The sequence below is a fragment of the Sporolactobacillus inulinus genome (genome assembly GCF_006539285.1).
In the GTDB taxonomy this organism is placed as follows: domain Bacteria; phylum Bacillota; class Bacilli; order Bacillales; family Sporolactobacillaceae; genus Sporolactobacillus; species Sporolactobacillus inulinus.
Map to the genome: position 1 here is coordinate 16,101 of NZ_BJMS01000002.1, position 26,239 is coordinate 42,339.

Below are 26,239 nucleotides of genomic sequence, written 5' to 3' on the forward strand. Positions count from 1 at the left end.
TTACATAGTCAAAGCTCGCGATTTGCTTTGTCAGACAACATGTCACTATTTCTTCACGTATAATTCATGGAATCGTCGAATATTCATCCGGGTTGTCCTATAAAAAATAGAGATAAAATAAATGCATTCCGATTATCGAGCTTGAATTGAAAAATGCACTAAACCATACCATTATAACAAACGTTACATCAAAAAATAAGCGGGCACCCTGATCATTCCACTCAAGAAAACCGCTGATCGTCTTTTCGAGGTTTTCGTGCAGCCCCGTTTCCCATCATTCGTTTCGCCATGACATTCTGCTCTCCGAGTAAGCTGCGCATCGACCTTACAAGCGATTCATTGATCTGAACGGCATAGTTTAATCCAAGTGCCACAGTACGCTTATTCGCTTCGTAGTAAAGAATCACGCGATGCAGTCCTGGGGCAGTCTCAATTGCTCGTTTTACTTTTTCAAGAAGCTGAGTTTGATGATGCGCCTGATCAATTCTCAAGAAAAGCGCAGTATCCCGTTCATCAAGATAATCCTTTAACGAAAGTGCCCGTTGAAGGATAAGCTGCGGATTGTTCTGTTTTCCTGACGACTTTTTCGCTTGAATGACGAGCATCTGACCATTATTTATCCATTGCTCAATCTTTTCATACGTATTTGGGAAGCAAACGGTGTCAATTAATCCGGATTCATCACTTGCGGAGAAAAACGCCATGGGCTGCCCTGATTTTGTACGGATCCGTTTAACCTGCTCCACCATGACTGCAAGTACGGCATCGTTTCCTTCAGGCAGCCGCTCTGTTTCGCGAACGGTCAGGACCGATCGAGGCAGAGCATCCCGGTATTCTTCGATCGGATGGGCGGACAAAAACACGCCAAGTGCTTCATGTTCGTAATGCATTTTTTCTTCCGCGGTAAGCGGCGGCACATCAATATAAATTTCTTCATCATGCTCCGGAATTAAAAAGGATGTTTGTCCTTCACCTTGTTTTTGCTGCTCCTCCCCAAGTCGGAGGGCTTGGTCTAAGGTAGCCAGTAAACCCGCACGATCAACACCAAATAAATCAAACGCGCCGGCAAAAATCATCGATTCGATTGCTTTTCTGTTCACTTTCCGAGCGGGCACGCGCCGGCAGAAATCATAAAGATTCTTAAATGATCCATGCTTGGTCCGTTCCTCAATTAGTGATTCGATCGCACCTATGCCGACATTTTTGATCCCTGACAAACCAAAGCGGATGGCCTGTCCCGATGGTTCGAAACTGGCGACACTCTCATTAATCGATGGTGGAAGCAGCCGAATGCCCTGATCACGCAGTTCACGAAGTGTCGCTTCCATTTTTTCTTGATTTCCGATAATTCCGGTCAAGTGGGCGGCCATGAATGATTGCGGCACATGTGCTTTGAGGTAGGCAAGCCTGTAAGACAGAAAGCTATACGCAACGGCATGAGAACGGTTAAATCCATAATTGGCAAACCGTACAATCAGATCAAATAGCTGATGCGCGGTTTTCTCCGAGTAGTGGCACGCCATACATCCGGAAATAAAGGTTTTTTTCTGCGCCTCAAGCAGTTCACGCTTCTTCTTGCCGACTGCTCGACGCAAAATATCGGCTTTTCCCAACGTATAGCCGGCCATCTGTACAGCAATTTGCATGATTTGCTCCTGATAGACCAAAACGCCGTAAGTCGGCCGCAGTATCGGTGCCAAATCCGGATGTGGATAGACAACTTTTTCCAATCCATGCTTTCGCCGAATATACTGATCAATAAATTGAGAAGGTCCGGGACGGTACAGCGCGTTGACGGCAACAATATCTTCAAACTCAGTTGGTTTCAGCTTTCGAAGCACTTGCCTCATACCCTCGGATTCCAATTGAAAGATCCCCATTGTATTCCCGCTACACAGCAGTTGAAAGGTCTCCGGATCGTCAAGCGGTATGGAATCGATGGACATCCGCCCTTCGCGGAATGCCGGCGTACGTTTTAACACCTCACGCATGAATGTTAAATTGCGCAAGCCTAGGAAATCAATCTTTAACAAGCCGAGTGATTCCAATACATCCATTGGATACTGCGTGACCGGTATGCCTTCATGGCCGCTTTGAATCGGTACCGAACGTTTCAGCGGCTGGTCGCTCAGAATCACTCCGGCCGCATGGATTGAGGTATGTCTCGGCAGTCCTTCAATGCGGCGTGCCAGTGTAAATAATGCTACTGCTTCGGTTGACGCTTGGAGCAGTTCCTTTAGTTTGTCCGAATCCTTATAAGCTTTCTCAAGGGTCATCTTCGGAACACCGGGTATCAGTCGGGCCATGCGATCCACAAGCCGCGGATCGGTGTCCAGAGCGCGCCCAACATCACGAATCGCCGCTTTTGCTGCCAGAGTTCCAAATGTAATGATTTGTGCAACATGATCGTGGCCATACTTTTCAAACGCGTAGGCGATCATTTGATCACGATTAACATCTGGAAAATCCAAATCAATATCCGGCATGGTCACACGCTCCGGATTCAGGAAACGTTCAAAAAGCAAATGATAGCGAATCGGATCAACTTCAGTTATTTTTAACACATAGGCAACAAGTGAACCGGCAGCTGAGCCGCGCCCAGGACCCGGAAGATAACCTGAATGTCGCGCATGGGCAACAAGGTCGGCAACAATCAAGAAATAGTCGTTGAAACCCATTTGATCAATAATTGACAACTCATCATTCAATCGAGCTTCAATTGTTTCGTTCACATCCGAATAGCGTTCTTTTAATCCCTTCGCACATAGTTCACGCAGCTTCTGAGCAGCCGTCATCCCGCCGGAAATCGGAAAATGAGGCAGGCGCGCCCGTCCGAATGAAAAAGAAACCTGACATGCCGCAGCGATTTTCTCCGTCACAGCTAACGTCTCCGGCAAATCGGCAAATCGTTCCAGCATTGCCTCCGTCGTCTGGAAGGACAAATCGCGCGGATCTTGAGGCTGGTCTGCAAGTTTCGTTCCATCCTTAATGCATCGTAAACAGGCATGAGCCTTTGCGTCATTTTTGCTCAAATAATGAATGGTTCCTGTTGCTGCGCAGCGGATCGATCGGCGCTTCGCGATTTCCAGCACCTGCTTCTCGATTTGCCGCTGGCTTCGATCCCCTTGCCGCTGGATCTCCAATAAAAACCGACCGGAAAACAACGTTTGCAGACCAACCGCCCATTGTTCTGCCCGTTTTGATTCCCCAGATGCGAGTGCTTGGTCTACCAGCCCGTCGGTACCGCCGGACAGCGCGATGAGCCCGTCCGTATAGCGCTTCAACTGATCCAATGACACATAGTCACGCGCATTCAGCTGTACAAGAGAAGAAAGCTGGACTAAGTTTTGATACCCGAGATCATTTTGAGCAAGAAGAACCAGCACAGGCATTGATGCAGCGGACTTAGGACGTGCTGTGCCGATTTCAGCGCTCATTGAATCATCAAGAGCTACAGCTACCTCCATGCCGATCACGGGATGAAGACCTGCGTCTCGACATGCCTGATAAAAAGGAACAACGCCATACATAACGTTTCGATCGGTAATCGCGATCGCTTTTTGTCCCGATCGTTTCGCTTGAGCAACAAGATCGCTGATTCGACAAGTGCTGTCTAATAAACTGTATTCACTATGTACATGAAGATGAACAAACCCCATATGCCTGTACCTCCTTTATGCTGTGGTGTATGAAAAAAGAAGCGGAATAAGGGGCGTCAATCGGCACACAACGCGCGCAGATCATCAACCAGTTGATCCGCTTCTTCCCAATTAGCTACCGTCGCACCCGAGGCCATTGGGTGCCCTCCGCCATGATATTTTGCCGCCAATTCATTAATTGAAGGCGCTTTGGAGCGGATACGTGCACGAATCTGTTCCTCATCTTCTGAAAAGAGTACCCAGGCTTTTAAGTGTTCGACATTGGCAAAACAATTCACGAGTGCCGATGCATCGGAAGGCTCAAGCCCATAAGAATGAACCAATTCTTTTGTCAGTTTAATATAACCGACGCCTTCCTCTGTTAAGGAAAAGTGCTGCAGCACATAACCATTAAGCCGGGCCTGCTTTAAATTACGCGCATAGAGCTGGTCAAAAAAAGATTGACGGTCAAACGGCTGCTTAACCAGTTCTGAAGCAGCGAGAAACGTCTCAGAAGTCACATTGCTGAACTGAAATCTTCCGGTATCACCAACAATTCCTGCAAAAAGCAGCCGGGCCGATTCCTTGGACAGAGTGAGTTCGGGATGTGCCCGATAGATTGAGGCAATCATTTCACTTGTTGAACTTGCTTGCGTATTCACCCATTCAGGTTCCCCATAAGAATCAACGACCGGATGATGATCGATTTTGACGAGACGTGCGCCTCGCGCATAGCGTTCGTCTGAAATACGTTCTTGTGTTGCGGCATCACAAACAATAACGAGTGCTCGATGATAAACGGAGTCTTCGATTGAATCCATTTGAATCAGAAAGCGCAGCGACTCTGATTCCTCGCCGACTACATACACCTTTTTATCTGGATAATTGTCTTTGATAAGCGTCGCGAGGCCGCCCTGCGACCCTAATGCATCAGGGTCGGGCCGGACATGTCTGTGTATAATAATGGTTTCGTACTGTTGAATAAGCGCCAGAATCTCATCGATCATTGTGAATCTCCTCCTTATGCATTCAATGCATGCATTGTGCAAAACGCTGTTAATAGCGGTCAATAAACTGAGCATTCAATAGTGCCTTGCCGCACAGCTGACCGTCTACAAATAATTCAATATCCATTTTTCCATTCCGCCTGGTCATCTCAAGAACCTTTGGCTGAACGGTGACGGTTTGTTCCAACTGCACCGGTTTAAAAAAGTAAAAGGAAAGATTGTCAATGACCAAATCGCCACGTCTCATGTGATTAAGTACCCGGCGGCATACCGTCGTAATCATGGACGTCATCACGCCATGGGATACCGATCCCAGATAATCACTCATTTGCGGTGTGACATTAAAGTGAAAAATGTAATGGTCATTCTTCGAGTAGTCCTTTAATTGTGAAGAGACAATATCCTCAATGGTTTCGCCCATTTGTGGCTGCTGCTGAATCATTTGCAATGCTTTAAGGACATCGCGCCGAGTGATCATCCCGAGCAGATGCTGCTGCGTGTCAACAACGGGCAGCCCGTCAAAGCCTTCCCAAATCATCTGATGGGCGGCAGCAGCAACGGATGTTGTCGGATTCACGACAACCGGAAGTGGTGTCATCAAGGTTTCAATGGTATCGGCCGTCTGCTGCTTCATGACGTCTTTCATCGCCACAATACCGACAACTTTCATCTGAGAATCAACGACTGGAAAACGACTGTGCGACGTTTTATGATTTAACTCATACCAGCGTTTCGGCGCATCGTAGGTAAAGACAAACTCCGTCTCAGCGAAAGGGATCATGATGTCGGAAACATGAACGATTTCTTTTTTAATTAATTGATCATAGATCGCGCGATTGATTTTCGCCGCAACAGTAAACGTATCGTATGAAGTGGAGATGACCGGAAGCCCTGTCTGATCCGCAAGTCGTTTAATTCGCTCGCTCGTATTAAATCCACCTGTAATGAGCACAGCCGCACCTTCTTTAAGTGCGTACTCTTGTACCGATTCGCGGTTGCCGACAATCATCAGATCGTTTGCGCCAATGTAGCGCTTCATTGCATCCATCTCCATGGCGCCGATCACGAAATGATTCAGCGTGCGTGACAGGCCGGCTTTTCCTCCAAGAACCTGACCGTCAACAATGTTTACCACAGAGTCGAAGCTCAGCTTTTCAATGCTCTCCTGCACTTTCTGTTCAATCCGGATCGTTCCGACACGTTCAGCCGTACTGACTAATCCTTGGGTTTCTGCATCTTTAATTGCGCGATAAGCTGTTCCCTCGCTGACTTGAAGTGCTTTTGCTGTCTGACGCACCGAAATTTTACTGCCGATTTCCAGATTTTCAATATATTTTATGATCTGCTCATGCTTCGTCTCCATTTCAATCGCTCCAAACAGCCCCTACAGCTCTAGTGTTTGACCAGGTGACACTACATATCCATGTCCGCCAAGCTGGTCTGCAAATTTATCGGCATCTTGAGTAATGACGGGGAACGTATTGTAGTGTATTGGGACAACGCGTTTTGCCTTAAGCCACTTTGCAGCGATCAAAGCATCTTCAGGCCCCATCGTGAAATTGTCGCCGATTGGCAAGAAGGCGAGATCGAGATCATTTTGCTCGCCAATAAGCTTCATATCAGAAAAGAGTGCCGTATCTCCTGCGTGATAAATCGTTTTGCCTTCCAAGCTCAGCAGCAGTCCCGCCGGCATTCCGGCATAAATGATCTGCTTGTGCTCGGAGTCGGTGATGCTTGAACCATGGAACGCTTGCGTCAATTTTACCTTACCGAACGGGAACGTATAGGAACCGCCGATGGACATTCCATGGACACGAAGTCCGCTCCAGCTAAAATAGGTAGCAAGCTCTGCGATTGCAATCACAAGTGATCCGTCCCGCTCAGCAATCGCTTGAGTATCCAGAATATGATCGCCATGCCCGTGAGTGAGCAAAACGGCATCAATTTTCGGCAAGTCGTCAAGAGACAGCGGCGTATGCGAATTACCGCTGATAAAAGGATCGATGATCAGATTTGCCTTTTCCGTTTGAATAAGAACCGTTGAATGGCCAACATAAGTCACATGCATGCTCTTCACTCCTCATTATAGAATGTTTGTTCGTATTTCAGCAATCGTTTTTGTCTCTTGGGAGGATCCTTGGACACGTGTTTAATTTTCACCTTATTATACACTACGCCGCACACCATCCGCATCGGCCGGCTCCTTAGCCTGAGGATTCGCCAACCTTTTTCCAATGAAATCGATTTAGATTTATCCGTAATGCTCGAGATTGTGATACATTAAAGGTATTATGAATGAAACTGGAGTGACCCTTATTGTCAGAGAAAATGAAACAAATTGAAGCATGGTTAAGAAGACAGGACGGCCGGTTCGCATACATTGCTGATCCGACGAATGTATTCTATCTGACCCATTTTAAATGTGATCCGCATGAACGTTTTCTTGGATTATTTCTCTTTCCTGAAGATGAACCCTTCTTAATTTGCCCTGAGCTCGAAGTCGGTCAAGCACAAGCTTCCGATTTCGGCCATGAAGTAATCGGCTACCGAGACGACCAGGACCCATGGATTTTTGTAAAAAAAGCCTTGGATCAGCGCCATACCGATTCGACTAAAGTTTTCATTGAACCAACGACACTGCCTTATCAAAAGGCGCTTGCTTTGAAAAGCATTGACGAAAAGGTAACGTTTGGCTCGATTGAAGACTACCTTTCCGATATGCGCAATATTAAAGATGCTCATGAACTTGCAGCCATGAAGAAGGCGGGAGAGATTGCCGATTATGCCGTTAAATTGGGCATTGATGCAATCAAAAAAGGCAGAACAGAGGCGGAAATTGTTGCAGAAATTGAGCATGAACTTGCAAAACAAGGCTATTCGCAAATGGCCTTTGATACCATGGTCCTGACGGGCGAAAATACCGCCAACCCGCACGGTTATCCGGGTACCCATCAGATTCACGAAGGCGATTTTGTTTTGTTTGACCTCGGCGTTGTCATTGACGGCTATTGTTCCGATATCACCCGAACGGTTTGCTTCAAACATGCAACCGATGAACAGCATAAAATCTACGAGACCACCCTGCAAGCCAATCGAGAGGCGATTAAGGCTGCGCGAAAAGGGCTACGCATCGGTGACCTGGATGGTGTCGCTCGCAAAGTGATCGCAGATGCCGGTTACGGTCACTACTTTACGCACCGCCTTGGACACGGACTTGGGCTTGGCGAGCATGAGCAGCCATCAATGAGTGCCGCAAATGATAAAACCTTGACCACAGGGATGGTATTTACAATCGAACCAGGGATATATGTTCCAGGCGTTGGCGGCGTTCGTATTGAGGACGATGTTTACCTCAGTGAAAACGGTCCGGAAACATTAACCCATTTCCCAAAAGAGCTTCAAATTATTGATTAAATAAAAGCGAACGATTCAAAATAAAGAAGGTGTCTCAAGAGCTATTTTTGCTAAAGAGACACCTTCTTATTATTTTCAAGAAATTTACATGCATCGTTTCGCGAATGATCGCGCGCACTTAGGACTCGTCAATTTCTTTCTGCTGGTTTGAGAGACGCACCGTATCGCGCGCAATCATCACTTCTTCGTTTGTCGGAACGACCAGAACTTTTACCGTCGATTGATCGGTGCTGATGAATAGCTCCTGACCATTAATTTGATTGCGCCTCTGATCCCAATCAATGCCCATAAAACTGAGTCCTTCGAGAACGCGGGCGCGAATCATGGAACTGTGTTCCCCAATGCCTGCCGTAAAAATAATTGCGTCAACGCCGTTCATCTTTGCTGCAAACGAACCAATGTACTTTTGAATCCGTTCGACAAACACGTTAATCGACAGAATTGCCCGTTTATTGCCTCTTTTCGCTTCTTTTTCAATATCTCTCAAATCACTGGAGAATCCGGAGATGCCAAGCAAACCGCTCTTCTTGTTCAGTACATTGACAACTTCGCTGGCATTCATTCCGGTCTTATCCATAATGTATGGAATCAGCGCAGGATCAATATCACCGGAGCGCGTCCCCATCGTCAATCCGGCAAGCGGAGTAAAGCCCATCGAGGTGTCAATTGATTTGCCGCCCTTGATCGCGGTGATACTTGCACCATTGCCCAGATGACAAGAAATCAAGCGCAGATCTTTAATTGGCTGCTTCAGCAGTTCGGCCGCGCGGTAGGCAACATATTTGTGGCTGGTGCCATGAAATCCATACTTTCTAACCCCGTAATCCGTGTAATATTTATAAGGCAGACTGTATAAAAAGGCAGCGCTATCCATGGTCTGATGAAACGCAGTATCGAAGACGACAACCTCCGGAACATTCGGGAGAACATCGCGAAAAGCGCGAATTCCCACTAGGTTGGCCGGGTTATGAAGCGGGGCCAGCTCGGAAAGGTCTTCAATCTTTTGAATCACTTCATCCGTGACAAGTGCCGAATCATCAAAGGTTTCGCCTCCGTGCACCACCCGATGACCGATGCCTTCAATTTCATCTAATGAACCGACGATCTTCTGCTCCGTGAGCTTATCAAGCAAGATGCGAACTGCTTCTTCATGATCTGAGATGGATGCGATCTCCTGCTGTTTTTCGCCATTTACTTGAATGGTAAAAATTGAATCCGACAAACCAATCCTTTCTACCGAACCTTTAGTGACCAAATGCTCAGCAGGCATATCGAGAAGCTGAAACTTCAGCGACGAACTGCCGGCGTTGATCGCGAGTATTAAAGCCATTGTCGATCACCCTCTCGTCTTCTTAAACCGAACGATGTAGAAACCAATGATCCAGCTGCTGCATAAACTTACGCATCTTGACTTCGTTGGAGAAGTCGGGCATTTCTGCAAGCAATGCTTGTTTTGCATGATCCTGGATATCGGTTTTCTTCTGCATCAACAAGATGCTCTTCGCTTGATCCGCTCGAAGAAAGAGTGACACCGGGAGCTGAATCAATGCGAGAATGGTCGCCTTCTTTTGAAGAAAATCGTGAAAAGCATGCCCTTGATCATCTGCAAACAGATGGTTGGGAACAAGCGCAAGGAAGTATCCTTCGTCTTTAAGCATACGTAGTGCTTGTTCCACAAATAAGAAGTGAATCAGCGGCTGCTTCGGATCAACATCATTCAAACGATAATTTTTTGCAGTTTCTTGATCCGGATAGACTCCGATCGGCAAATCACAAACAACATAGTCGACCGGATCAGCCAAGATTGGCTTCAAACCGTCTTGGTGAAAAAGCTGCACTGCTTTCTGCTGCAAATTGGCATTTGCCGCAGCCAAACGAATAAGCAATGGATCTGCATCGACACCAAACGCTTGAATTTCATCTGTCGCCGACTGATTCATAATTCCTGTCAGCAGATTTGCCGCACCAACAGCCGGATCAAGAATTGAAAACGGCTTTTTGCCAGCAAGCATGGCAACCATATGCCCCATGAGCAGCACCAATGTATCCGGAGTCAACTCGTGATTTGGCTGAGGCGATGCTTTCATTCCCTTGAGCAACGCAAGTTGAAGTGAACGCCGTACATCTTCTGCCGTCATCTTCTGACTATAAAAACGTTCATACAACGGCTTCAGTTTATCAGCAATCGTTTCAGCCTTTATTTCGTCCTGAACCAATCCTTCAGCCGTTTCGCATAGTGCGGTTAAGTAATCTGATTTTCGTTCTTTTTTTGTATAAAGTGTTGCTTGATCAATTATTGTAAAAAGTTCACTAACTGTTGTTGTCTGCAAAACGATTTCCTCCATAACAATTAAAACGCTTACATTGTATATTATACAGCGAAGTAAAAAAGATTACTTGCTGATTTTGGCGCTTATTTATGTATTTGTGACAAAATAGTGAAAATCCACAAAAAAATGGAATGACGTTGCGGATCTGTGCTGCGAACTGGCGGCACGTGTCACATCCGGATACAGATCTCTTGCACAGTTGTCCCATTGCCATTCACTCCTTCCATTTTTCCATTCTTTCACATGCCTATGTTCACTATAGACCAAATTTGCGAGCAGAGCAATTGATGCACAGATCCTGCTCCCTACATACGCGATTAGCACCGGTTTTGTTTCACGAATCAACAATATACTTGAAAGACACTTCAGCTGCTCGCATCAACAGCGTGCGACCGCTTGCATCTAGGAGCCTCCTCGGACACGCAATTTATTTGCGGGATCTCGCTGTCACGCATCAACAAGGCGAGATCCCGCAGGCGCCAGAGCATCTAAATGAGGGGATTCTTGGACATTATTGAGATAATAAAATGATCCCCATCCCTCTCACTTCTTTTTCATTAAGCATTCTGGTCCTTAATTAAGTAAAAATAAGCGGAGATTTTTCGGTTATATGCCGGGTAGCGCTCATTTCAGAGGTATATAAGCGGAATTTTTCCGATTATGCAAGGCAAAATCCCCCATTTTCACATTTTTCAAGTGAATAAGCGGAATCTCTCCGTTTATTAAAGCTATTTTTTATTTTATTTTCTAATTAAGGGGAATTTTTCCGTCTATTTAATTCCGCGTTGTGCACAGGACGTACTTTCACCGGACGTGATGACTTCCGCATTGCATACAGGACGTGCTTCCGCAGGATGCGGTGACTTCCGCGTTGGTTCATAAATAAAAAAAAAGAGGCATCCCAAAGTCAGCGGCAGACTTCTGAGACGCACTCTCATATTTTGGTCAGTTAATCGCGTTATTCTTCGTCGTTCCATTCACTGCGGCGTTTTTTCCGCTTTAAACTGCTTCCTGCACCGCTTTTTTCAAGGATTTCTTTAATACGCTCAATCGTTTGCGGTGCCAAATCGATCAGCCGTTCATACAAATGCGTATTATTGTCGAGATGGATTGTTTTTACGCCTTCATCGCCGATGATTAAAAAAGCAATCGGTGTAATCGAAACGCCGCCGCCGGTACCGCCGCCGAATGGAAGATAAGCTTCGGTCTCCTCAGTTTGATCTTCATCCGGATTTTCATTCTTTGTATTGAACTCGCTGCCGCCGGCAACAAAACCGAAACCGACCTTTGACAATGTGATGATGGTATGTCCGTCTTCTGTTTCAATCGGATCTCCGACAATCGTGCCTACGTCCACCATGGACTGCAGGCTTTCAAGTGCAGTCTTCATCAACCCTTGTATCGGATGATCTGCCATAGTTTACCCTTCTTTCAATTGGCTCCTTAATTTCCTGATCATAGCTATAGCGTCTCCGAAGCGCATCTGAAACATGCACGACAATGCTGAGTTCAAACATTTTCTCTGGTAAGCCGGGACAACATTGATCCGCGGATGATCGGAACTCATTGCGTTCACCCAAGGCAATAACGATGCTTTAACTGTCCAAATCAAGCCGCAGAGCATAGCCGTTTCCGCGGCATCCCCGGTTCCGCATGTCGTCACCCACACAACCTGGGTTATTTGAATATGTTGGTCATGCTGTCCCGTTCGTAGAAAATCAACGCCTTTTTCCAATTGTTTATAAAGGGACGCCGCTTGGTCTGTCGTTTGTTTTTCTTCATTTTGGAAAATGTTCTTGTTTTCATTTTTTTTAGAGGAAGGTTTCCTACCCGTTTTCTTTCTTGGCGTTTCGGAGTGAAAAGTAAAAATTTTCCTCTTCCTAAAGTACAGATCAGCCTTCCACTCGAAATGATGCATGCCGATCAGATACTTGACGCGCAGTGTCAGCGTACTTTTTAAAATAAATAAGATCAATAGAATCAAAAGTCCAACACTTAACCCTGACAAGACAATGAACAGGCGCACCAGCAAACGCTCCTTTTTTGTACCCTTTATACTTGCTAGTATTCGAAAAATGGTTCAAAACATACAAAAACCCGAGAGCAAGATCGCTCTCGGGGCGCTACTTATGAATGCATTATAAGCCAAGATCTTTTGCTTTTTCCCGCTGAAATTCACTCTTGTCACGGTGACGCTGTTCAAGCACACGAAGCACGCGGTCAAAGCCGACGCCTTGTTCACGCAGCATAACCAGTGTGTGATAGACCACATCAGATACTTCCCATTCCAGTTCTGCAATGGAATGATTCTTGGCAGCGATGATTACTTCGGACGTTTCTTCACCGATTTTCTTCAAAATCTTGTCAATGCCTTCGTTAAACAGATACGTTGTATAGGTGCCTTCCGGACGTTCTGCCTCGCGCTTTGCAATCACGTGTTCCAGTTCAGCAAGGATTTCATAGCGAGCGGACCCTACCGTTTCGGCTTCCTGCTTGTCACTTTTTTCCGGAACAAAACAACTGTACTTGCCTGTGTGGCAGGCAGGTCCCGCCGGTTTCACTTTAATCAGCAGAGTGTCTGAATCGCAGTCAACCGCCCAGTCAACGATCTCCTGGGTGTTGCCTGAGGTTGCACCCTTGTGCCAGAGTTCCTGACGTGAACGGCTGTAGAACCATGTTTCGCCGCTCTCCAGCGATTTATTAATCGATTCCTTATTCATATAAGCCATCATTAGGATTTCCTTGCTCTGCGCGTCTTGCACAATGGCTGGAATCAATCCTTGTTCGTTATACTTTAATGTTTCTGCATTCATCGTATTGCCACTCCTTTTTGTTTTAAAAACGACTTCACCTTTGCAACAGATGTTTCTTTGTAATGGAAAATGGATGCGGCGAGTGCGGCATCTGCCTTGCCTGATTCAAATGCATCGAGAAAATCCTCGGCTTTGCCTGCTCCGCCGGACGCAATGACCGGAACATCGACTGCTTCGCTAATCGTTCGCGTCAGTTTCAATTCAAATCCGCTTTTCTCGCCATCTTGATCCATACTGGTGAGCAGAATTTCGCCCGCACCCAAAGAAACAGCCTTTTTTGCCCATTCAACGGCATCAAGTTCGGTTTCCTTTTGTCCACCGTGTGTATAGACCTTGTATGTACCTGAATCCGAATCCCAGCGAGCATCAATCGCACAGACAATACACTGATTGCCGAAAAAATCGGCCCCTTCTTTAATTAGCTGTGGATTCGCAACTGCTGAGCTGTTCAGCGAGATCTTGTCTGCACCGGCACGAAGCAGCGTTTTAATATTCTCCAATGTTCGAATCCCGCCACCAACCGTAAAAGGAATGTTGAGTTTGGCGGCAACTTGTTTGACGACTTCAACCATTGTGTTTCTGCCTTCATTCGAAGCAGATATGTCAAGAAAGACCAGTTCATCGGCGCCTTCACGATTATAAAACATTGCCAGTTCCACAGGGTCACCTGCGTCGCGCAGCTGCACGAACTGTTTGCCTTTTACAACGCGGCCGTCCTTAACGTCCAGACAAGGAATAATCCGTTTGGCAAGCATCAGTCGTTCACCGCCTTCAACACGTCGCTTAACGCGATCTGTTTCGTGTACAGTGCTTTACCGATGATCGCTCCGCTCACTTTGCGATTGCCGATCATCTTTTTGATTTCATCCAGCGTCGTGACTCCGCCGGAAACTACCACCGGTTTTCCGATTTCTTCGGCAAGCTGTTCCGCCGCTGCAACATTTGCGCCTTTAAGAGCACCGTCGCGCGAAATATCGGTATAGATAAATTGCTCAGCGCCTTCTTGAATCAGCTGTTTAGCCAATTCAGCAGCACTTAAATCGGACACTTCGAGCCAACCGCGTACAGCAACCTTGCCTTTTTTTACATCCAAACCTATCGCAACCGCATTTGGATAGCGTTGAAGCACTTTTTTACAAAAGTCCGGATCGCTGATTGCCGAACTCCCGAGAATCACACGCTTAATTCCTTTTTCCAAATACCATTCTACCGAATCCATGGAACGAATGCCCCCGCCAATTTCAATATTAATCGGCACTTCTTGAGCCATACGTGCGATCAGTTCTTGGTTCAGCGGATGCCCCGCTTTGGCACCGTCAAGATCGACGACATGCAGCCACTCCGCACCCTGATCGAAAAAGGAACGCGCGACTTGGATGGGATCCTCTCCATAGACCGTCGACTGGTCGTAATCGCCCTGAAACAGACGGACGCATTGGCCATCAATGAGATCAATTGCCGGAAATACGGTAAACATCAACATTTCCCCTTTTCTAAATCACAAGTGTCGCCTTTATTATCTTGGTGCACGAACTGCACGTAATTTTTGAGAAGTGCCTGGCCGAATGCCCCGCTCTTTTCAGGATGAAACTGGGTACCAAAAACACGGCCCTTGCCGACTACGGCCGGAACTTCACCATAATAATCGGCAACCGCAATCAGCGCCGAACGATCCGTAAGCTTGGCACGGTACGAGTGCACAAAATAGGCGTAATCCGGTTTCAATCCGTTCAGAAGCACTGAATCAGGAGTGAGGAAGGTCAAAGTATTCCATCCCATATGGGGGACTTTGTAGCGTCCCCCTTCTTCAGCTACGCCGGAAAAACGAACCACACGCCCAGCAATTAAGCCGAGTCCCTTAGTCGGCACGCCTTCCTCGCTTTCATCAAATAACAGCTGCATACCGAGACAGATTCCGAGCAGCGGCTTTTTCTCAGCATACCCTCTAAGGTAATCGCTCAATTTCTTCTGATTGAGCAGTCCCATCGCATCCTTAAAGGCACCGACACCGGGAAGAATTAAACCGTCTGACTTGTCCAACTCGCTCGGATCATCACTGATCACATAGGGTTGTTCCAATCTTTCCAATGCTTGGCTCAGGCTGTAGAGGTTGCCCATGCCATAATCTACGATTCCGATCATCACAGCGTTCCTTTCGTTGACAGAACCCCTTGAATTCTTGGATTTTGTACAGTCGCCGCGTCAAGGGCACGGCCGAGCGCTTTAAATACCGATTCAATCATGTGGTGCGTATTTTCTCCGTAGCGTACGGTCACATGAAGGTTCATCTGCGCCTCGATGCACAGCTTATCGAGAAATTCCTTTACAAGTTCCGTATCAAAGGTACCGACTTTTTCAGAAGGAAAGTTTCCGTTAAATACAAAATAAGGACGCCCACTTAAATCGATAGCAACTTCAGACAAGGCCTCATCCATCGGGACAACTGCATAACCGTAGCGATTGATTCCCTTTTTATCTCCCACGGCCTGCCTGATTGCTTTGCCAAGACAAATACCGATATCTTCGGTCGTGTGGTGATCATCGACGTCGGTATCCCCATGGGCCTCAACGTCCAAAGAAAACAAGCCGTGTTTGCTAAACAGTGTCAGCATATGCGTTAAAAAAGGTACACCGGTTTCCAGATGCGATTCACCGCTGCCGTCGATCGCAAAGTTTAATTTAATCTGTGTCTCAAATGTATTACGTTCCACAAATCCTGTTCGATTACTCATGAATGACAGCACCCTTCATTCGTTTTTCCACCGCTCGTGCATGGCCTTCCAATCCTTCAAATCGCGCGAATGCGGCAATAGCTTGTCCGTTTGCTTGCAGCGCCTCATCACTATATTCGATGATGCTTGAGCGTTTGATGAAGCTCTCCACACCCAGCGGACTCGCATAGCGTGCCGAACCATTTGTCGGAATGATGTGGTTCGGTCCGGCAAAATAGTCGCCTACCGGTTCAGAACTGTATTTTCCAAGGAAAATTGCGCCGGCATTCCGAACAAATTTCAATACTTCCTTCGGTTCCCGTGTCGCCAGTTCCAAATGTTCCGGAGCAATTTGATTAATAACGTCGGCAGCCTGCTGCAGATTGGCGGTCAAGATAATTTTCCCTTGTTTATGCACTGACTCTGAAGCAATGGCTTCGCGCGGCAGTTCTTTTAACTGATTTTCAACTTCCTGCTCCACTTGTTGGCCGAACGCCTCCGAATTGGTAACGAGCACCGGCATCGACAAACGATCGTGTTCTGCTTGAGACAGCAAATCGGCAGCCACCCATGACGGATTCGCAGAATCATCCGCAACAACGGCAATTTCACTCGGACCCGCAAGACTGTCAATCGCTACATCACCGAATACATATTTCTTGGCAAGCATCACGTAAAGGTTCCCCGGTCCGACAATTTTATTTACCGGACGTATCGATTCGGTTCCGTAGGCCAGTGCTGCGATTGCCTGGGCGCCGCCGACTTGATAGATTTCATGAATACCGATCTCACGTGCGGCAGCCAGTACACCGTCAGCGATTAAGCCGTTTTTCTGTGGCGGGGATACCAATACAACCCGCTTCACGCCGGCCACCAATGCCGGAATTGCGCCCATCAGAACGGAGGATGGATAACAAGCCGTTCCGCCGGGTACATAAACACCAACCGAATCCAGCGGTGTCACTTTTTGACCAAGGACGACCCCTTGGTCCACGGTTTCCGTCCATGATTGAGGGAGCTGTTTTTCGTGAAAAGCGCGAATATTACGCGCGGCTTGCTTGATCGCCTGAAGAACCGGTTTCGGTACACGCGCAGCGGCGGCAATCATCTGATCTTCCGTTACTTGTATCGCTTCTAGTGCAATGCCGTCAAATTGCTTCGTAAATGCCTTCAGCGCTTCATCGCCGCCGCTTTTAACCCGATTAATAATTTCCGCGACCGATTGCTGCGCATCTTCTCTTGCTTCAACTTTTCTTTTTCTCAAAAAGTCCAAATTCCCGTCTTTAATCCATTCCAACCTTGGTCCCCTCCGTTGCCTTGATCATTTTTTCAACGATTCGATCAATCAGCCCTTTTTTTAATCGGTAGCTGACCGGATTCACAACAAGCCGTGAACTGACGTCCAAGAGACGGTCATATTCGACCAGACCGTTTTCTTTCAGCGTCTGTCCGGTAGATACAATATCGACAATTGCATCGGCGAGACCGACAATGGGTGCCAACTCAATCGATCCGTTCAGTGCAATAAGATCCACTTGTTCGCCGCGTTTTCGATAGAAGTCCGAAGCAATGTTCGGATATTTCGTGGCAATCTTCAAAAACGGCCGGCGGCTTTGATGCTTTGCTAACCCGGCAACGGCCATATGACATTTACTGATCCCAAGATCGACCATTTCGTATACATCTCTTCCGCTCTCAAGCAATACGTCTTTCCCTGCAATGCCGATATCGGCCGCACCATATTCAACATAGGTTGGTACATCAACCGGTTTGGCAAGAATAAAACGGAACGGTTCGGATTCAAGATCAAAGATCAGCTTTCGCGTTGTTTCAAATGTTTCCGGAAGCCGAAAACCGGCATTTCTCAGCAGTCTACAAGCATCGCCGAATATTCGTCCTTTAGGCATCGCAATTGTTATGAGTGATTCATTCATTCTTCCGTCTCCGTTCTCTCAAGAAAATAAGTAACCGATTCAAATTGCTGTTCAAACGTTTCCTGTATGTCGATCCCCTCTGCGTGCTGGAGAACGACCGATCGCCCCTTCTCACGTTCTTCTGCCGCGTAGCGCATTGCGTTGCCGGCATTCTCACGGTCGTAGATGACCGCACATTTCTTTTCACGCTCTGCCTCTGGCATGGCTATGGCACTCATCAGCCGGTCCAAACGAATACCAAATCCGGTAGCCGGACATGGCCGATTGAATTTTGCCAGCAAATCATCATAACGTCCTCCGCTTGCTACCGGAAAACCAAGATTGCCGCCGAAGCCTTGGAAAACAAAACCGGTGTAATAACTCAGATGAGGCACAAGCGTGATATCAAGATCAATCTGTGCGTCGAGATTATCTAACTTCAACAAATGAATGAGTTCCGTAATATTTTGATAATAGGAGTGAACCGGAGTCGAAGACGTATCCGCCAATCGTTCCAAAAATTGAAGCGTTTCCTTATTGTTCATTCGCCTTGAGTCAACGAAGCTATTCAATAGAGCGGCAACTTCGCCCGTGACGTGAAGCGTCGCCACATAGTCGTGAAAACCAACATCATTTTTGCTGTACAATAGATTACGTAAATGATTCACAATCGCTTTGTCTTTAACCATATCATAGAAAAAAGCATTCACGAATCCGACATGACCGACAGCCAAGCGCACGGATGCCAATCCGCTTTTCTCAAGCAGGCTCATCATTAAGGAAATAACCTCTACATCTGCATAAGGGGTTGCATCGCCGATTAATTCGGCACCGGTCTGTTCGAATTCGCTCGGATGTCCGCCTTCTTTACGCTGGCTCCGGTAAAGATCTGCTGTATACGCCAAACGAAGCGGCAGCGGTTCTTCCCGCAAACTGGATGCAGCAATCCGTGCAATCGGGGTTGTCATATCCGGACGTAAAACGACCGGATGTCCTTCCGCATCTAAAAATTTAAACAGACGGTTATCGGCAATCGCTGAAGCACGTCCAATGGTTTCTGCGTATTCCAAAGCCGGTGTTTTAATAAAATCGTATCCCCAACGCTGCAATTCACGTTGAAAAATCATTTCTAATCGGGAGATTTCTTTTTGGGCTTGCGGCAGCGTATCACGCAGCCCAAGCGGTTTTTCAAACATATAGGGTTGGGACATCATGTTTTTCTCCTTCTCGCAGTGCCTTTTTATTATGTAGTTTATCATAAAAGGAAAGTCGCTTTATCTCATTAGCATAGTAAAGTATGTAACGTGTATTTTAGCGGAAATCATTCCATTAGTCAATAGGTGATTATGCCAATGTACCGCTTAGGACGGTCGGGAACTGAAGGACCGTACAGCTTATTTTCAACCTATTTTCTCGTTGTAGGTTTCTATTTTTTTGCATACAAAAAGGACGGCATCGCCGCCCTTTTTTAATCCATTCAGATTAGAACTTGCCGCCAAGCTGCTGTTGTGCCGTTGCAACGAGACGTTTCGTAATTTCACCACCAACGGAACCGTTAGCACGTGAGGTCGTGTCAGGACCAAGTTGTACACCAAATTCAGAAGCGATTTCGGTTTTCATTTGTTCAAGAGCTTTTTCTGCACCTGGAACAAGGATCTGGTTGCTATTATTTTCTGCCATGTCTCTCACCTCCTTGTGCCATTATATTGTGCAGACTTAGTGGTCTACATACACAAGGAGGAATGGTAGTTTTTTCTAGAACATTTTGTGATACCCGTTTAAAACGGTACGGAATCACAGCAACTGACTGAGTGCATCTTCCTGTGCATCTTCATCAATCACAATGGTTTCGATCCCATCGACCGCTTCACGAACCAGCGCATCAACATCCAGCTTCTGTTCAAATCGTGCCGCATGGTTGCGATCCGGTCGTGTACGCGGGGCTTTCGGCAAGAAAATGGTACAGCAATCCTCATAAGGACGAATCGAAATCTCATACGTATCGATTTCCTTTGCGATTTTTGCAATATCAATCTTGTCCATCGTGATCAATGGGCGAAGTATAGGAAGATTCGTTACCGCATTAATCGTATTCATACTCTCCAGCGTTTGACTGGCTACTTGACCCAAGCTTTCACCGGTAGCAAGTGCCAATGCGCCGCGCCGAGCTGCCTGCTCTTCCGCAATACGGAACATCAGACGGCGCATAATCGTGATTCGGTAATCTTCAGGCACTGCATCTCTTATCGCAACCTGCGCCTCAGTGAACGGAACAAGGTGCAGCACAAACTTGCCTCCGAATTCCCTTAACTTCTTCGCTAAATCAATAACCTTTTGTTTGGCACGATCGCTTGTATACGGCGGACTTTGGAAGTGAACCGCTTCAACAATTGCACCGCGTTTGGCAACGAGGTACGCGGCTACCGGGCTGTCGATCCCCCCGGACAAAAGCAGCATGACTTTTCCGCTTGCACCAACCGGAAGACCGCCTGCCCCTTGGACTTCTTTTCCATAGATATGCGTCTCATGATACCCGACATCAACTCTGATGCGCAGATCAGGATCATGGACATCAACATGCAGCCAGTCGCAATGTTCCAGTACCGTGCCGCCGAGATCCTGATTGAGTTCGCTGCCATGAATTGGATAGCGCTTATCTTTTCGCCGAGCAGCGATTTTGAACGTTTCGGCACTTTTTTCCTGATTGGCAATGCGTAATACGCCTTCGCGTATGTCTTCGATGTCGGTTCCGACTTTAATCGCCGGCCAAATGTTTTGGATGCCAAAAACTTTCTTCAGAACAGCGAGCACATCGTCGGCTGTTTCATTATTTAGTTTTATTTCCAGGTCATCAAAATGACGCTTGATCTCAAGTGATGCAAATTTGCGTAATTTGTCGCGCACATCATTTTCCAATTTCACGACAAATTGTTTTTTATTCTTGCCTTTCAACGTGATTTCGCCAAAGCGAACCACCAAATAATCATAAATCACCTCATTCACCTCATCACGATCTTTAGCTGACCGACTTTTTCAGCCAGTTTTTTTAAGAATACGTCTATGTCTTGTTCCGTTGTCTCATAAGCCAGACTGATCCGGATGGTTTGCTCTGCTTCTTCGTCCGAGATACCCATCGCCGTTAACACCGCACTGACTTTATTTTCTTTTGACGAACACGCTGATTTCGTTGAGACGTAGATCTCATCTTTTTCCAGTGCGTGAACGAGTACTTCCGATTTAATGCCGCGCAGCGAGACGTTGACAATACTCGGAGCGGAATGCTCGGCCGGTGTATGAATAACGGCACCATCAATGTTCCGCAATCCTTCAAACAGTTGGCTTTGCAGTTTTTTTAAATGGCGGATGCCTTCATTTTCATGTTCACGCGTGATGCGCAGTGCCTTAACCATGCCGCAAATGCCCGGTAGATTCTCGGTGCCTGATCGGCGCTGATGTTCCTGACCGCCGCCGGCAAAAAGCGGCGACAGCACAGTGCCTTGTCGAACATAAAGCAGTCCGGTTCCCTTTGGTCCGTGGAATTTGTGACCGGAAATGGTGCACAGATCAATCCCGCTTTCCGCGAGTTGCAGAGGTACTTTAGAGAAGCCTTGAACATGATCGACATGAAAGACCGTTTTCGGCTTATCACGCAAAAAAGCTGCAATTTCTTTAACCGGCTGCACCGTTCCGACCTCATTATTCACATGCATCAGTGAAACAAGAATCGTATCATCGCGATAGGCTTGTTTAAACTGTTCAAATGAAACGCGCCCGTCACGGTCAACAGGCAAGTACGTCACGTCAAAGCCAAGCGACTCCAGCTGCGTGAACGCACCACCTGCTGAAGCATGTTCAATCGCCGTCGTAATCAAATGCTTGCCGCGTTTTCGATACGCGAAAGCCGCGCCTTTAATCGCCAAGTTATTGCCTTCAGTGCCTCCTGAAGTAAACACAATCTCTCCCGGTTCAACGCCAAGCAGTGCAGCTGCTTGTTCGCGAGACCGCGTAAGTAGCTGCTCGCTTTTTCCACCGAGACTGTGAAGTGATGACGGATTAGCAAAAAATTGTTCAGAAACCGTACGGTAGGTGTCCAGCACCTCAGCATACGGCTTCGTCGTCGCACTATTGTCTAAATAGATCATGAAAACAAGGGAACTCCTTTCAAAAAAACTCAGCTCATTAATAAAATAGGTAATCTCTCCGCTGCCCATTTTATCTGAATCTTAGCATGAGTATTTCCTTCTTGTACATTAAGATGCAATTTTTTTATAAAATTGTTATTCACTGACTTCAATTTGCTTCTTGGTCTTCATACAGTTCTGTGCGTTTCAGAATTTTCGGTTCTCTTTTTTCAACGGCATGAACTGCTGTTTCGACAGCCGACTGGTAGTCATAATTTCTGAAATGCTGTTCTGCTTTTTTTAACGCTTGGTCAATCTCAGCATCATCAGAACGGTACCGGTTCCCGTATTGGATCATTTCTTCCGCAAATTTAGCCGTATCCACCAGTTTCTCGGTTCGCTGGAAAACATCATCGGCATCCTGACCGGCTTGCTCAAGCAGCTTCTGAACCATCACCATATTAAGCGGTTTTTCGTCAAGCTTGGCATTTACTGCATTCAGCTGCTCTCCTGCTTTCTGCAATGCTGAAGCAAATGAACCCGGAACGCCGGGAAGATTACTTTTCAAAAGGATTTGTCTCGCTTCGTAAAGCTGATGCTTGAGGCTTTGGACCTGACCGCGCGCCTTCATTTCATCTTTGCGGAGTGCTTTTATTTTTTGATTGAATTCATCGGCTACCGTCTCCATTTCAGACAGATCCGATTTAATGGCCTCCAATTTTTCATAAATGGCACTGAAGGCTTCCTGCTGCTGGTCGGTCTGCGTGTCAACATATACCGATTCAATCTTTTGAAATGACCGGCTTAGATCATGATGCATCTTCAAGTCCTCATCGGAAATATGATAACTGTCCTGAACCACAGCGGTTTCCTCGCTCAGATTCTTGATTTTTGTACCGATACGTGTCACATTGGTTTCGATTGCAGGCGCAAGCTCCTGCAGTCTTTGGCGACTGACCGCTTCTTTTTCCAGTTGTGCATACAGCCAGTCCAGCTGGTCATGAATCCCCTTCAATCCATCCTCTGCTTCGTCAAGGGCCAGCTTGTTCACAGCCGTTTCCAGAAGAAGACGGTGTTTCTCCATTTCTTCCAGCTGCTCATCAATCTGCAGCTGATCTAAATAATAGCCGTCGTCGATCATCTCTTGTTTGCCTTGGCGAAGCTCTTTCATTTGATCCGGGATTGTTTTTCGAAGATCCTTATAGAGATCGGGAATGCGATTGATTTGATCAGACAGAACATCTGCAGCCTCACGGACGTGTACGAGGATTTCGCGTGCATTAAGATAATTGCCGTTTTCGGTTTCCGCCGCGTAGTTCATCAATTGCGTTTCAACAGCTTTCATCGACTGTTCTAAAGCTGGAAGCGTTTTGTCGAACCGGCTTCTCTTTGTTATCATATTCTTTTTAATCTGATGAAAAGTTTCTTTGATCGGTGTGATATCCGTGCGGTTCTTCTCTTCACTTTCAACGATAAGGTTCAAATCTTTGATCATCTCATCAATGCTTTTTTGAATCGCGACGATCTTTTTATCGGTTTCTTTAACCTGCTGTTCCGCTTTATGAAAACGATATTTATCCGTCAATTCTTCTGCATTGAAGAGCATCTCCTCAAGGTTCGGCAGTGACTGGCTGACGATATTGTCCCAATCCTTGCGCCATTGATCGAATTTTTCCTCAGTATCTCCCGCCATGTTCAGCTGTTTAATTTTGGACAGTTCGGCAGCCACCGGCCGGTTCATTATTTCGACCCGTCGCTCCTCAACACGGTCGATTTCGCCGAACAGGCGCTTTCTCATCCAAGTGCCGTAACCAACGAGAAATACGATTACTAAAATCAAGCCTACCAGAACGTATAACAACATACGGAATTTCCCCCATTCTCGCATGGAACCTCGCATTGCTTCTATATGTTTACATTGTAACAAAATATTGCGGTTTAAGGTCAATAAATTAAGCAAACTGTCGTTTTTTATGTGACTAAAGCAAAGTTCTGTTTTTTTATCAAGTCATCGGTACCCTTCGCGGAAAACAGTTTTAACGCCCCAACTTAAGCTTCTCCAAATACAAATAAGCTCGCCAGTATTGTAAAATCACTCGCTGACGAGCACGCTGCATCTATTCGTTTCGAAATAACGGACACCGTCAGGCGCGCTGCAAGCGTCGATCCAGCCCGCATGCCCACTCATTAATAAAGCGCAAATATTGGATGCGAAAGGACGGTTCGCTTGGCTGCATAAAAAAGACTTCTCTAAAATATTGGGGCTGAAGAAACGGTTGTATGATCAAATCACGATAGTGAATAATCGCAAATTCAAGTTGGATCGGACGCAATGACTGCTCGTGAAACAAATGCTGAAAGAGATTGATGAACAAAAATTTTTCCTTAATCAAATAACTCGACATTAATTCTCTAACCAGCTGATTGTCAAACGTCATTTCGCGATGGACGAAACGTGAAAGATAGAATGCGTGCTGCTGATAGCGAATCAATTGATCCGCAAGTTCAGTCAGACAGTCAGCTGCAGATTTGTTTTCCATTACGATTTGCTCCGTGTCTTCTAGCGTAGACAAATACCCCTCGAAGAAAGCGGCCATTAAATACTCCAGCAAACCTTGTTTCCCGCCGAAATAATAGGAAACAAGTGCCACGTTAACCCCGGCATCCGATGCAATCGCGCGAACAGAAACCCCATCGTATCCACTCATCGTGAACAGTTTCAGCGCTGAATGCACCACAGCATCCTTCGTTTTATTTCCGCTTGCTTGATTCACACGTTTCGCCTGCATCCACATTCGCTCCTTTTCTTGAACAGATCCTGCCCGTCCTCTTACTATTATATATGTTCGACTCTAAATACCTCTTCCCTCTCAGAACCTTTCGACATCAGAGCTGAAAAATACGGATTGTTCTGCTAAAATTAGAGTAAATTCTCTAATGATCGAGGTGGAAATAATGAATTCTGTCAATAAAACAAGAATTCAGGTTCTCGAATCCTTAATCAAGGATGAACCCAATCGAATAACAAATTTGGCAAATGCCTCTGCGTGGTTAAATGAATGCCTTGATAAAATAAATTGGGTGGGCTTTTATTTAGTAGAAAACAACGAGCTTGTTCTTGGTCCATTCCAGGGAAAAACCGCCTGTGTACGCATTACAATCGGCAAGGGTGTTTGCGGGACAGCAGCAAAAGAACGTGAAATCCTTCGCGTTCCTGATGTTCATGAATTTCCGGGACATATTGCCTGTGACGCTGCATCACGATCGGAAATTGTGGTTCCATTGATTAAAGGAGGCACCTTGATCGGCGTTCTCGATATCGACAGCCCGATCTGCGACCGTTTCTCAGAAAATGATCAACAATTTCTTGAAGCGTTTGCTGAAACATTAGTTGCCTACCTCTAGGCTTGACATGTTCTCCTGAAAAAGGGTATAATCGCTTTCGTGTAAAAGACGGCAGCACTGCATGGCTTCAAAGCCCTTCTATTTTGTTCCTCTTAGTGAAGAGGTGTACTGCGTAACCTAGACTGCCTGGGCGAAGGTGCAAGATAGCAAAATATCTTTGACGCGCGTGCAGAGGTGTCATTTTATACCGCTTGAGTTTGTTTGTGGGCTTACCGCAAACACTCTCGAATAAAATGACGAAGGAGGAGTCATTCAATGGCTCGATATACTGGTCCAGTTTGGAAAAAGTCCCGTCGTTTGGGTATTTCACTCAGCGGCACGGGCAAAGAACTCGAAAGACGTCCTTATGCTCCGGGTCAGCATGGTCCGACCCAACGGATTAAGCTGTCTGAATATGGTCGTCAGCAACAAGAAAAACAAAAACTGCGTTTCATGTACGGTTTAAATGAGCGCCAATTCCGCCGCACCTTTGATGATGCTGCGAAAATGAAAGGTGTTCATGGTGAAAACTTCATGGTTCTGCTTGAATCCCGTCTCGATAACCTCGTTTATCGTCTCGGTCTTGCAAGAACACGCAGACAATCACGTCAGCTCGTAAATCACGGTCACATCACCGTTAACGGTAAACGTGTCGACATTCCGTCTTATCGCGTAAAAACCGGCGATACGATTGGTGTACGTGAAAAATCACGCAACCTTGTGATTATTAAGGACGCTCTGGAAACAAATGCGTTTGTTCCGGAATACCTGACTTTTGATGAGAAGACGCTGGAAGGCACCTACAACCGTCTTCCTGAACGTTCGGAACTCCCTGCAGAGATTACCGAAGCAATGATCGTCGAATTCTACTCAAAATAATGAGTCCTGCATTAAACCTTTCCGGGTTT

The 26,239-nt window shown here is 46.4% G+C and carries 24 protein-coding genes; 3 read left to right on the plus strand and 21 right to left on the minus strand.

Annotated features, from left to right (window positions below; genetic code table 11):
- Positions 1-221: 221 nt before the first annotated feature.
- Genes dnaE through SIN01_RS00305 form a run of 4 tightly spaced genes read right to left on the minus strand, consistent with a single transcriptional unit; the run spans position 222 to position 6,713 of the window.
- Entirely contained in the window at positions 222-3,659 is a 3,438-nt protein-coding gene (gene dnaE, locus SIN01_RS00290; protein WP_010026522.1) for a DNA polymerase III subunit alpha, read from the minus strand.
- Positions 3,660-3,715: 56 nt separating this feature from the next.
- A complete protein-coding gene (locus SIN01_RS00295) occupies positions 3,716-4,645 on the minus strand; it encodes a DHH family phosphoesterase (protein WP_010026521.1) in 930 nt (309 codons plus the stop codon).
- A 49-nt stretch (positions 4,646-4,694) separates the two neighbouring features.
- A complete protein-coding gene (locus tag SIN01_RS00300; RefSeq protein WP_010026519.1) occupies positions 4,695-6,008 on the minus strand; it encodes a DRTGG domain-containing protein in 1,314 nt (437 codons plus the stop codon).
- 21 nt (positions 6,009-6,029) lie between these two features.
- The gene (locus SIN01_RS00305) at positions 6,030-6,713 is read right to left on the minus strand and encodes a metal-dependent hydrolase (protein WP_010026518.1); all 684 of its coding nucleotides are present in this window, start codon (positions 6,711-6,713) and stop codon (positions 6,030-6,032) included.
- Between the two features lie 248 nt (positions 6,714-6,961).
- Between SIN01_RS00305 and SIN01_RS00310 the strand changes: the two genes are divergently transcribed.
- Complete coding sequence (locus tag SIN01_RS00310; protein WP_010026517.1) at positions 6,962-8,059, plus strand: M24 family metallopeptidase; 1,098 nt, start codon at positions 6,962-6,964, stop codon at positions 8,057-8,059.
- Positions 8,060-8,177: 118 nt separating this feature from the next.
- On the opposite strand, the gene SIN01_RS00315 is transcribed toward SIN01_RS00310, so the two are convergent.
- The 17 genes from SIN01_RS00315 to refZ form a co-directional block, all read right to left on the minus strand.
- The gene (locus SIN01_RS00315) at positions 8,178-9,389 is read right to left on the minus strand and encodes an acetate kinase (RefSeq protein ID WP_010026516.1); all 1,212 of its coding nucleotides are present in this window, start codon (positions 9,387-9,389) and stop codon (positions 8,178-8,180) included.
- A gap of 22 nt (positions 9,390-9,411) precedes the next feature.
- Positions 9,412-10,389, minus strand: coding sequence for a class I SAM-dependent methyltransferase (locus SIN01_RS00320; RefSeq protein WP_010026515.1), 978 nt, complete (start codon positions 10,387-10,389; stop codon positions 9,412-9,414).
- A gap of 958 nt (positions 10,390-11,347) precedes the next feature.
- A complete protein-coding gene (gene ytfJ, locus SIN01_RS00325; protein WP_010027850.1) occupies positions 11,348-11,806 on the minus strand; it encodes a GerW family sporulation protein in 459 nt (152 codons plus the stop codon).
- A gap of 3 nt (positions 11,807-11,809) precedes the next feature.
- Positions 11,810-12,415, minus strand: a complete 606-nt coding sequence (locus tag SIN01_RS00330; RefSeq protein WP_047034934.1) for a DUF2953 domain-containing protein — start codon at positions 12,413-12,415, stop codon at positions 11,810-11,812.
- Positions 12,416-12,527: 112 nt separating this feature from the next.
- The gene (gene hisIE, locus SIN01_RS00335) at positions 12,528-13,202 is read right to left on the minus strand and encodes a bifunctional phosphoribosyl-AMP cyclohydrolase/phosphoribosyl-ATP diphosphatase HisIE (protein ID WP_010025870.1); all 675 of its coding nucleotides are present in this window, start codon (positions 13,200-13,202) and stop codon (positions 12,528-12,530) included.
- Positions 13,199-13,957: an imidazole glycerol phosphate synthase subunit HisF gene (hisF, locus tag SIN01_RS00340; RefSeq protein ID WP_010025871.1), complete on the minus strand. Its 759-nt coding sequence runs from the start codon at positions 13,955-13,957 to the stop codon at positions 13,199-13,201. Before hisF ends, hisIE begins: the two co-directional genes overlap by 4 nt.
- Positions 13,957-14,685 (minus strand): 1-(5-phosphoribosyl)-5-[(5-phosphoribosylamino)methylideneamino]imidazole-4-carboxamide isomerase, encoded by a 729-nt coding sequence (hisA, locus tag SIN01_RS00345; RefSeq protein WP_029548231.1) that lies wholly within the window; start codon positions 14,683-14,685, stop codon positions 13,957-13,959. Before hisA ends, hisF begins: the two co-directional genes overlap by 1 nt.
- The gene (hisH, locus tag SIN01_RS00350) at positions 14,679-15,344 is read right to left on the minus strand and encodes an imidazole glycerol phosphate synthase subunit HisH (RefSeq protein WP_010025873.1); all 666 of its coding nucleotides are present in this window, start codon (positions 15,342-15,344) and stop codon (positions 14,679-14,681) included. The genes hisA and hisH overlap by 7 nt, the downstream gene beginning before the upstream one ends.
- Positions 15,344-15,934, minus strand: coding sequence for an imidazoleglycerol-phosphate dehydratase HisB (gene hisB, locus SIN01_RS00355; protein WP_010025874.1), 591 nt, complete (start codon positions 15,932-15,934; stop codon positions 15,344-15,346). Before hisB ends, hisH begins: the two co-directional genes overlap by 1 nt.
- Positions 15,927-17,210, minus strand: coding sequence for a histidinol dehydrogenase (gene hisD / locus SIN01_RS00360; protein ID WP_010025876.1), 1,284 nt, complete (start codon positions 17,208-17,210; stop codon positions 15,927-15,929). Before hisD ends, hisB begins: the two co-directional genes overlap by 8 nt.
- Entirely contained in the window at positions 17,197-17,847 is a 651-nt protein-coding gene (gene hisG / locus SIN01_RS00365; RefSeq protein WP_010025877.1) for an ATP phosphoribosyltransferase, read from the minus strand. The genes hisD and hisG overlap by 14 nt, the downstream gene beginning before the upstream one ends.
- Complete coding sequence (locus tag SIN01_RS00370; protein ID WP_029548232.1) at positions 17,844-19,040, minus strand: ATP phosphoribosyltransferase regulatory subunit; 1,197 nt, start codon at positions 19,038-19,040, stop codon at positions 17,844-17,846. Before SIN01_RS00370 ends, hisG begins: the two co-directional genes overlap by 4 nt.
- 268 nt (positions 19,041-19,308) lie before the next feature.
- On the minus strand, positions 19,309-19,506 hold the full coding sequence (locus SIN01_RS00375; protein WP_010025879.1) for an alpha/beta-type small acid-soluble spore protein: 198 nt from the start codon (positions 19,504-19,506) through the stop codon (positions 19,309-19,311).
- A gap of 114 nt (positions 19,507-19,620) precedes the next feature.
- The gene (gene thiI, locus SIN01_RS00380) at positions 19,621-20,820 is read right to left on the minus strand and encodes a tRNA uracil 4-sulfurtransferase ThiI (protein WP_010025880.1); all 1,200 of its coding nucleotides are present in this window, start codon (positions 20,818-20,820) and stop codon (positions 19,621-19,623) included.
- 5 nt (positions 20,821-20,825) lie between these two features.
- Positions 20,826-21,968 (minus strand): cysteine desulfurase family protein, encoded by a 1,143-nt coding sequence (locus tag SIN01_RS00385; RefSeq protein WP_029548233.1) that lies wholly within the window; start codon positions 21,966-21,968, stop codon positions 20,826-20,828.
- A gap of 148 nt (positions 21,969-22,116) precedes the next feature.
- A complete protein-coding gene (gene ezrA, locus SIN01_RS00390; protein WP_010025882.1) occupies positions 22,117-23,811 on the minus strand; it encodes a septation ring formation regulator EzrA in 1,695 nt (564 codons plus the stop codon).
- A 280-nt stretch (positions 23,812-24,091) separates the two neighbouring features.
- Positions 24,092-24,736, minus strand: coding sequence for a forespore capture DNA-binding protein RefZ (refZ, locus tag SIN01_RS00395; protein ID WP_010025883.1), 645 nt, complete (start codon positions 24,734-24,736; stop codon positions 24,092-24,094).
- Between the two features lie 166 nt (positions 24,737-24,902).
- Here refZ and msrC point away from each other — a divergent pair, with 166 nt between their 5' ends.
- Together msrC and rpsD are read left to right on the plus strand one after the other, a co-directional pair.
- Positions 24,903-25,352, plus strand: a complete 450-nt coding sequence (gene msrC, locus SIN01_RS00400; RefSeq protein WP_010026667.1) for a free L-methionine (R)-S-oxide reductase MsrC — start codon at positions 24,903-24,905, stop codon at positions 25,350-25,352.
- 255 nt (positions 25,353-25,607) lie between these two features.
- Complete coding sequence (gene rpsD, locus SIN01_RS00405; protein WP_010026668.1) at positions 25,608-26,210, plus strand: 30S ribosomal protein S4; 603 nt, start codon at positions 25,608-25,610, stop codon at positions 26,208-26,210.
- Positions 26,211-26,239: the final 29 nt, after the last annotated feature.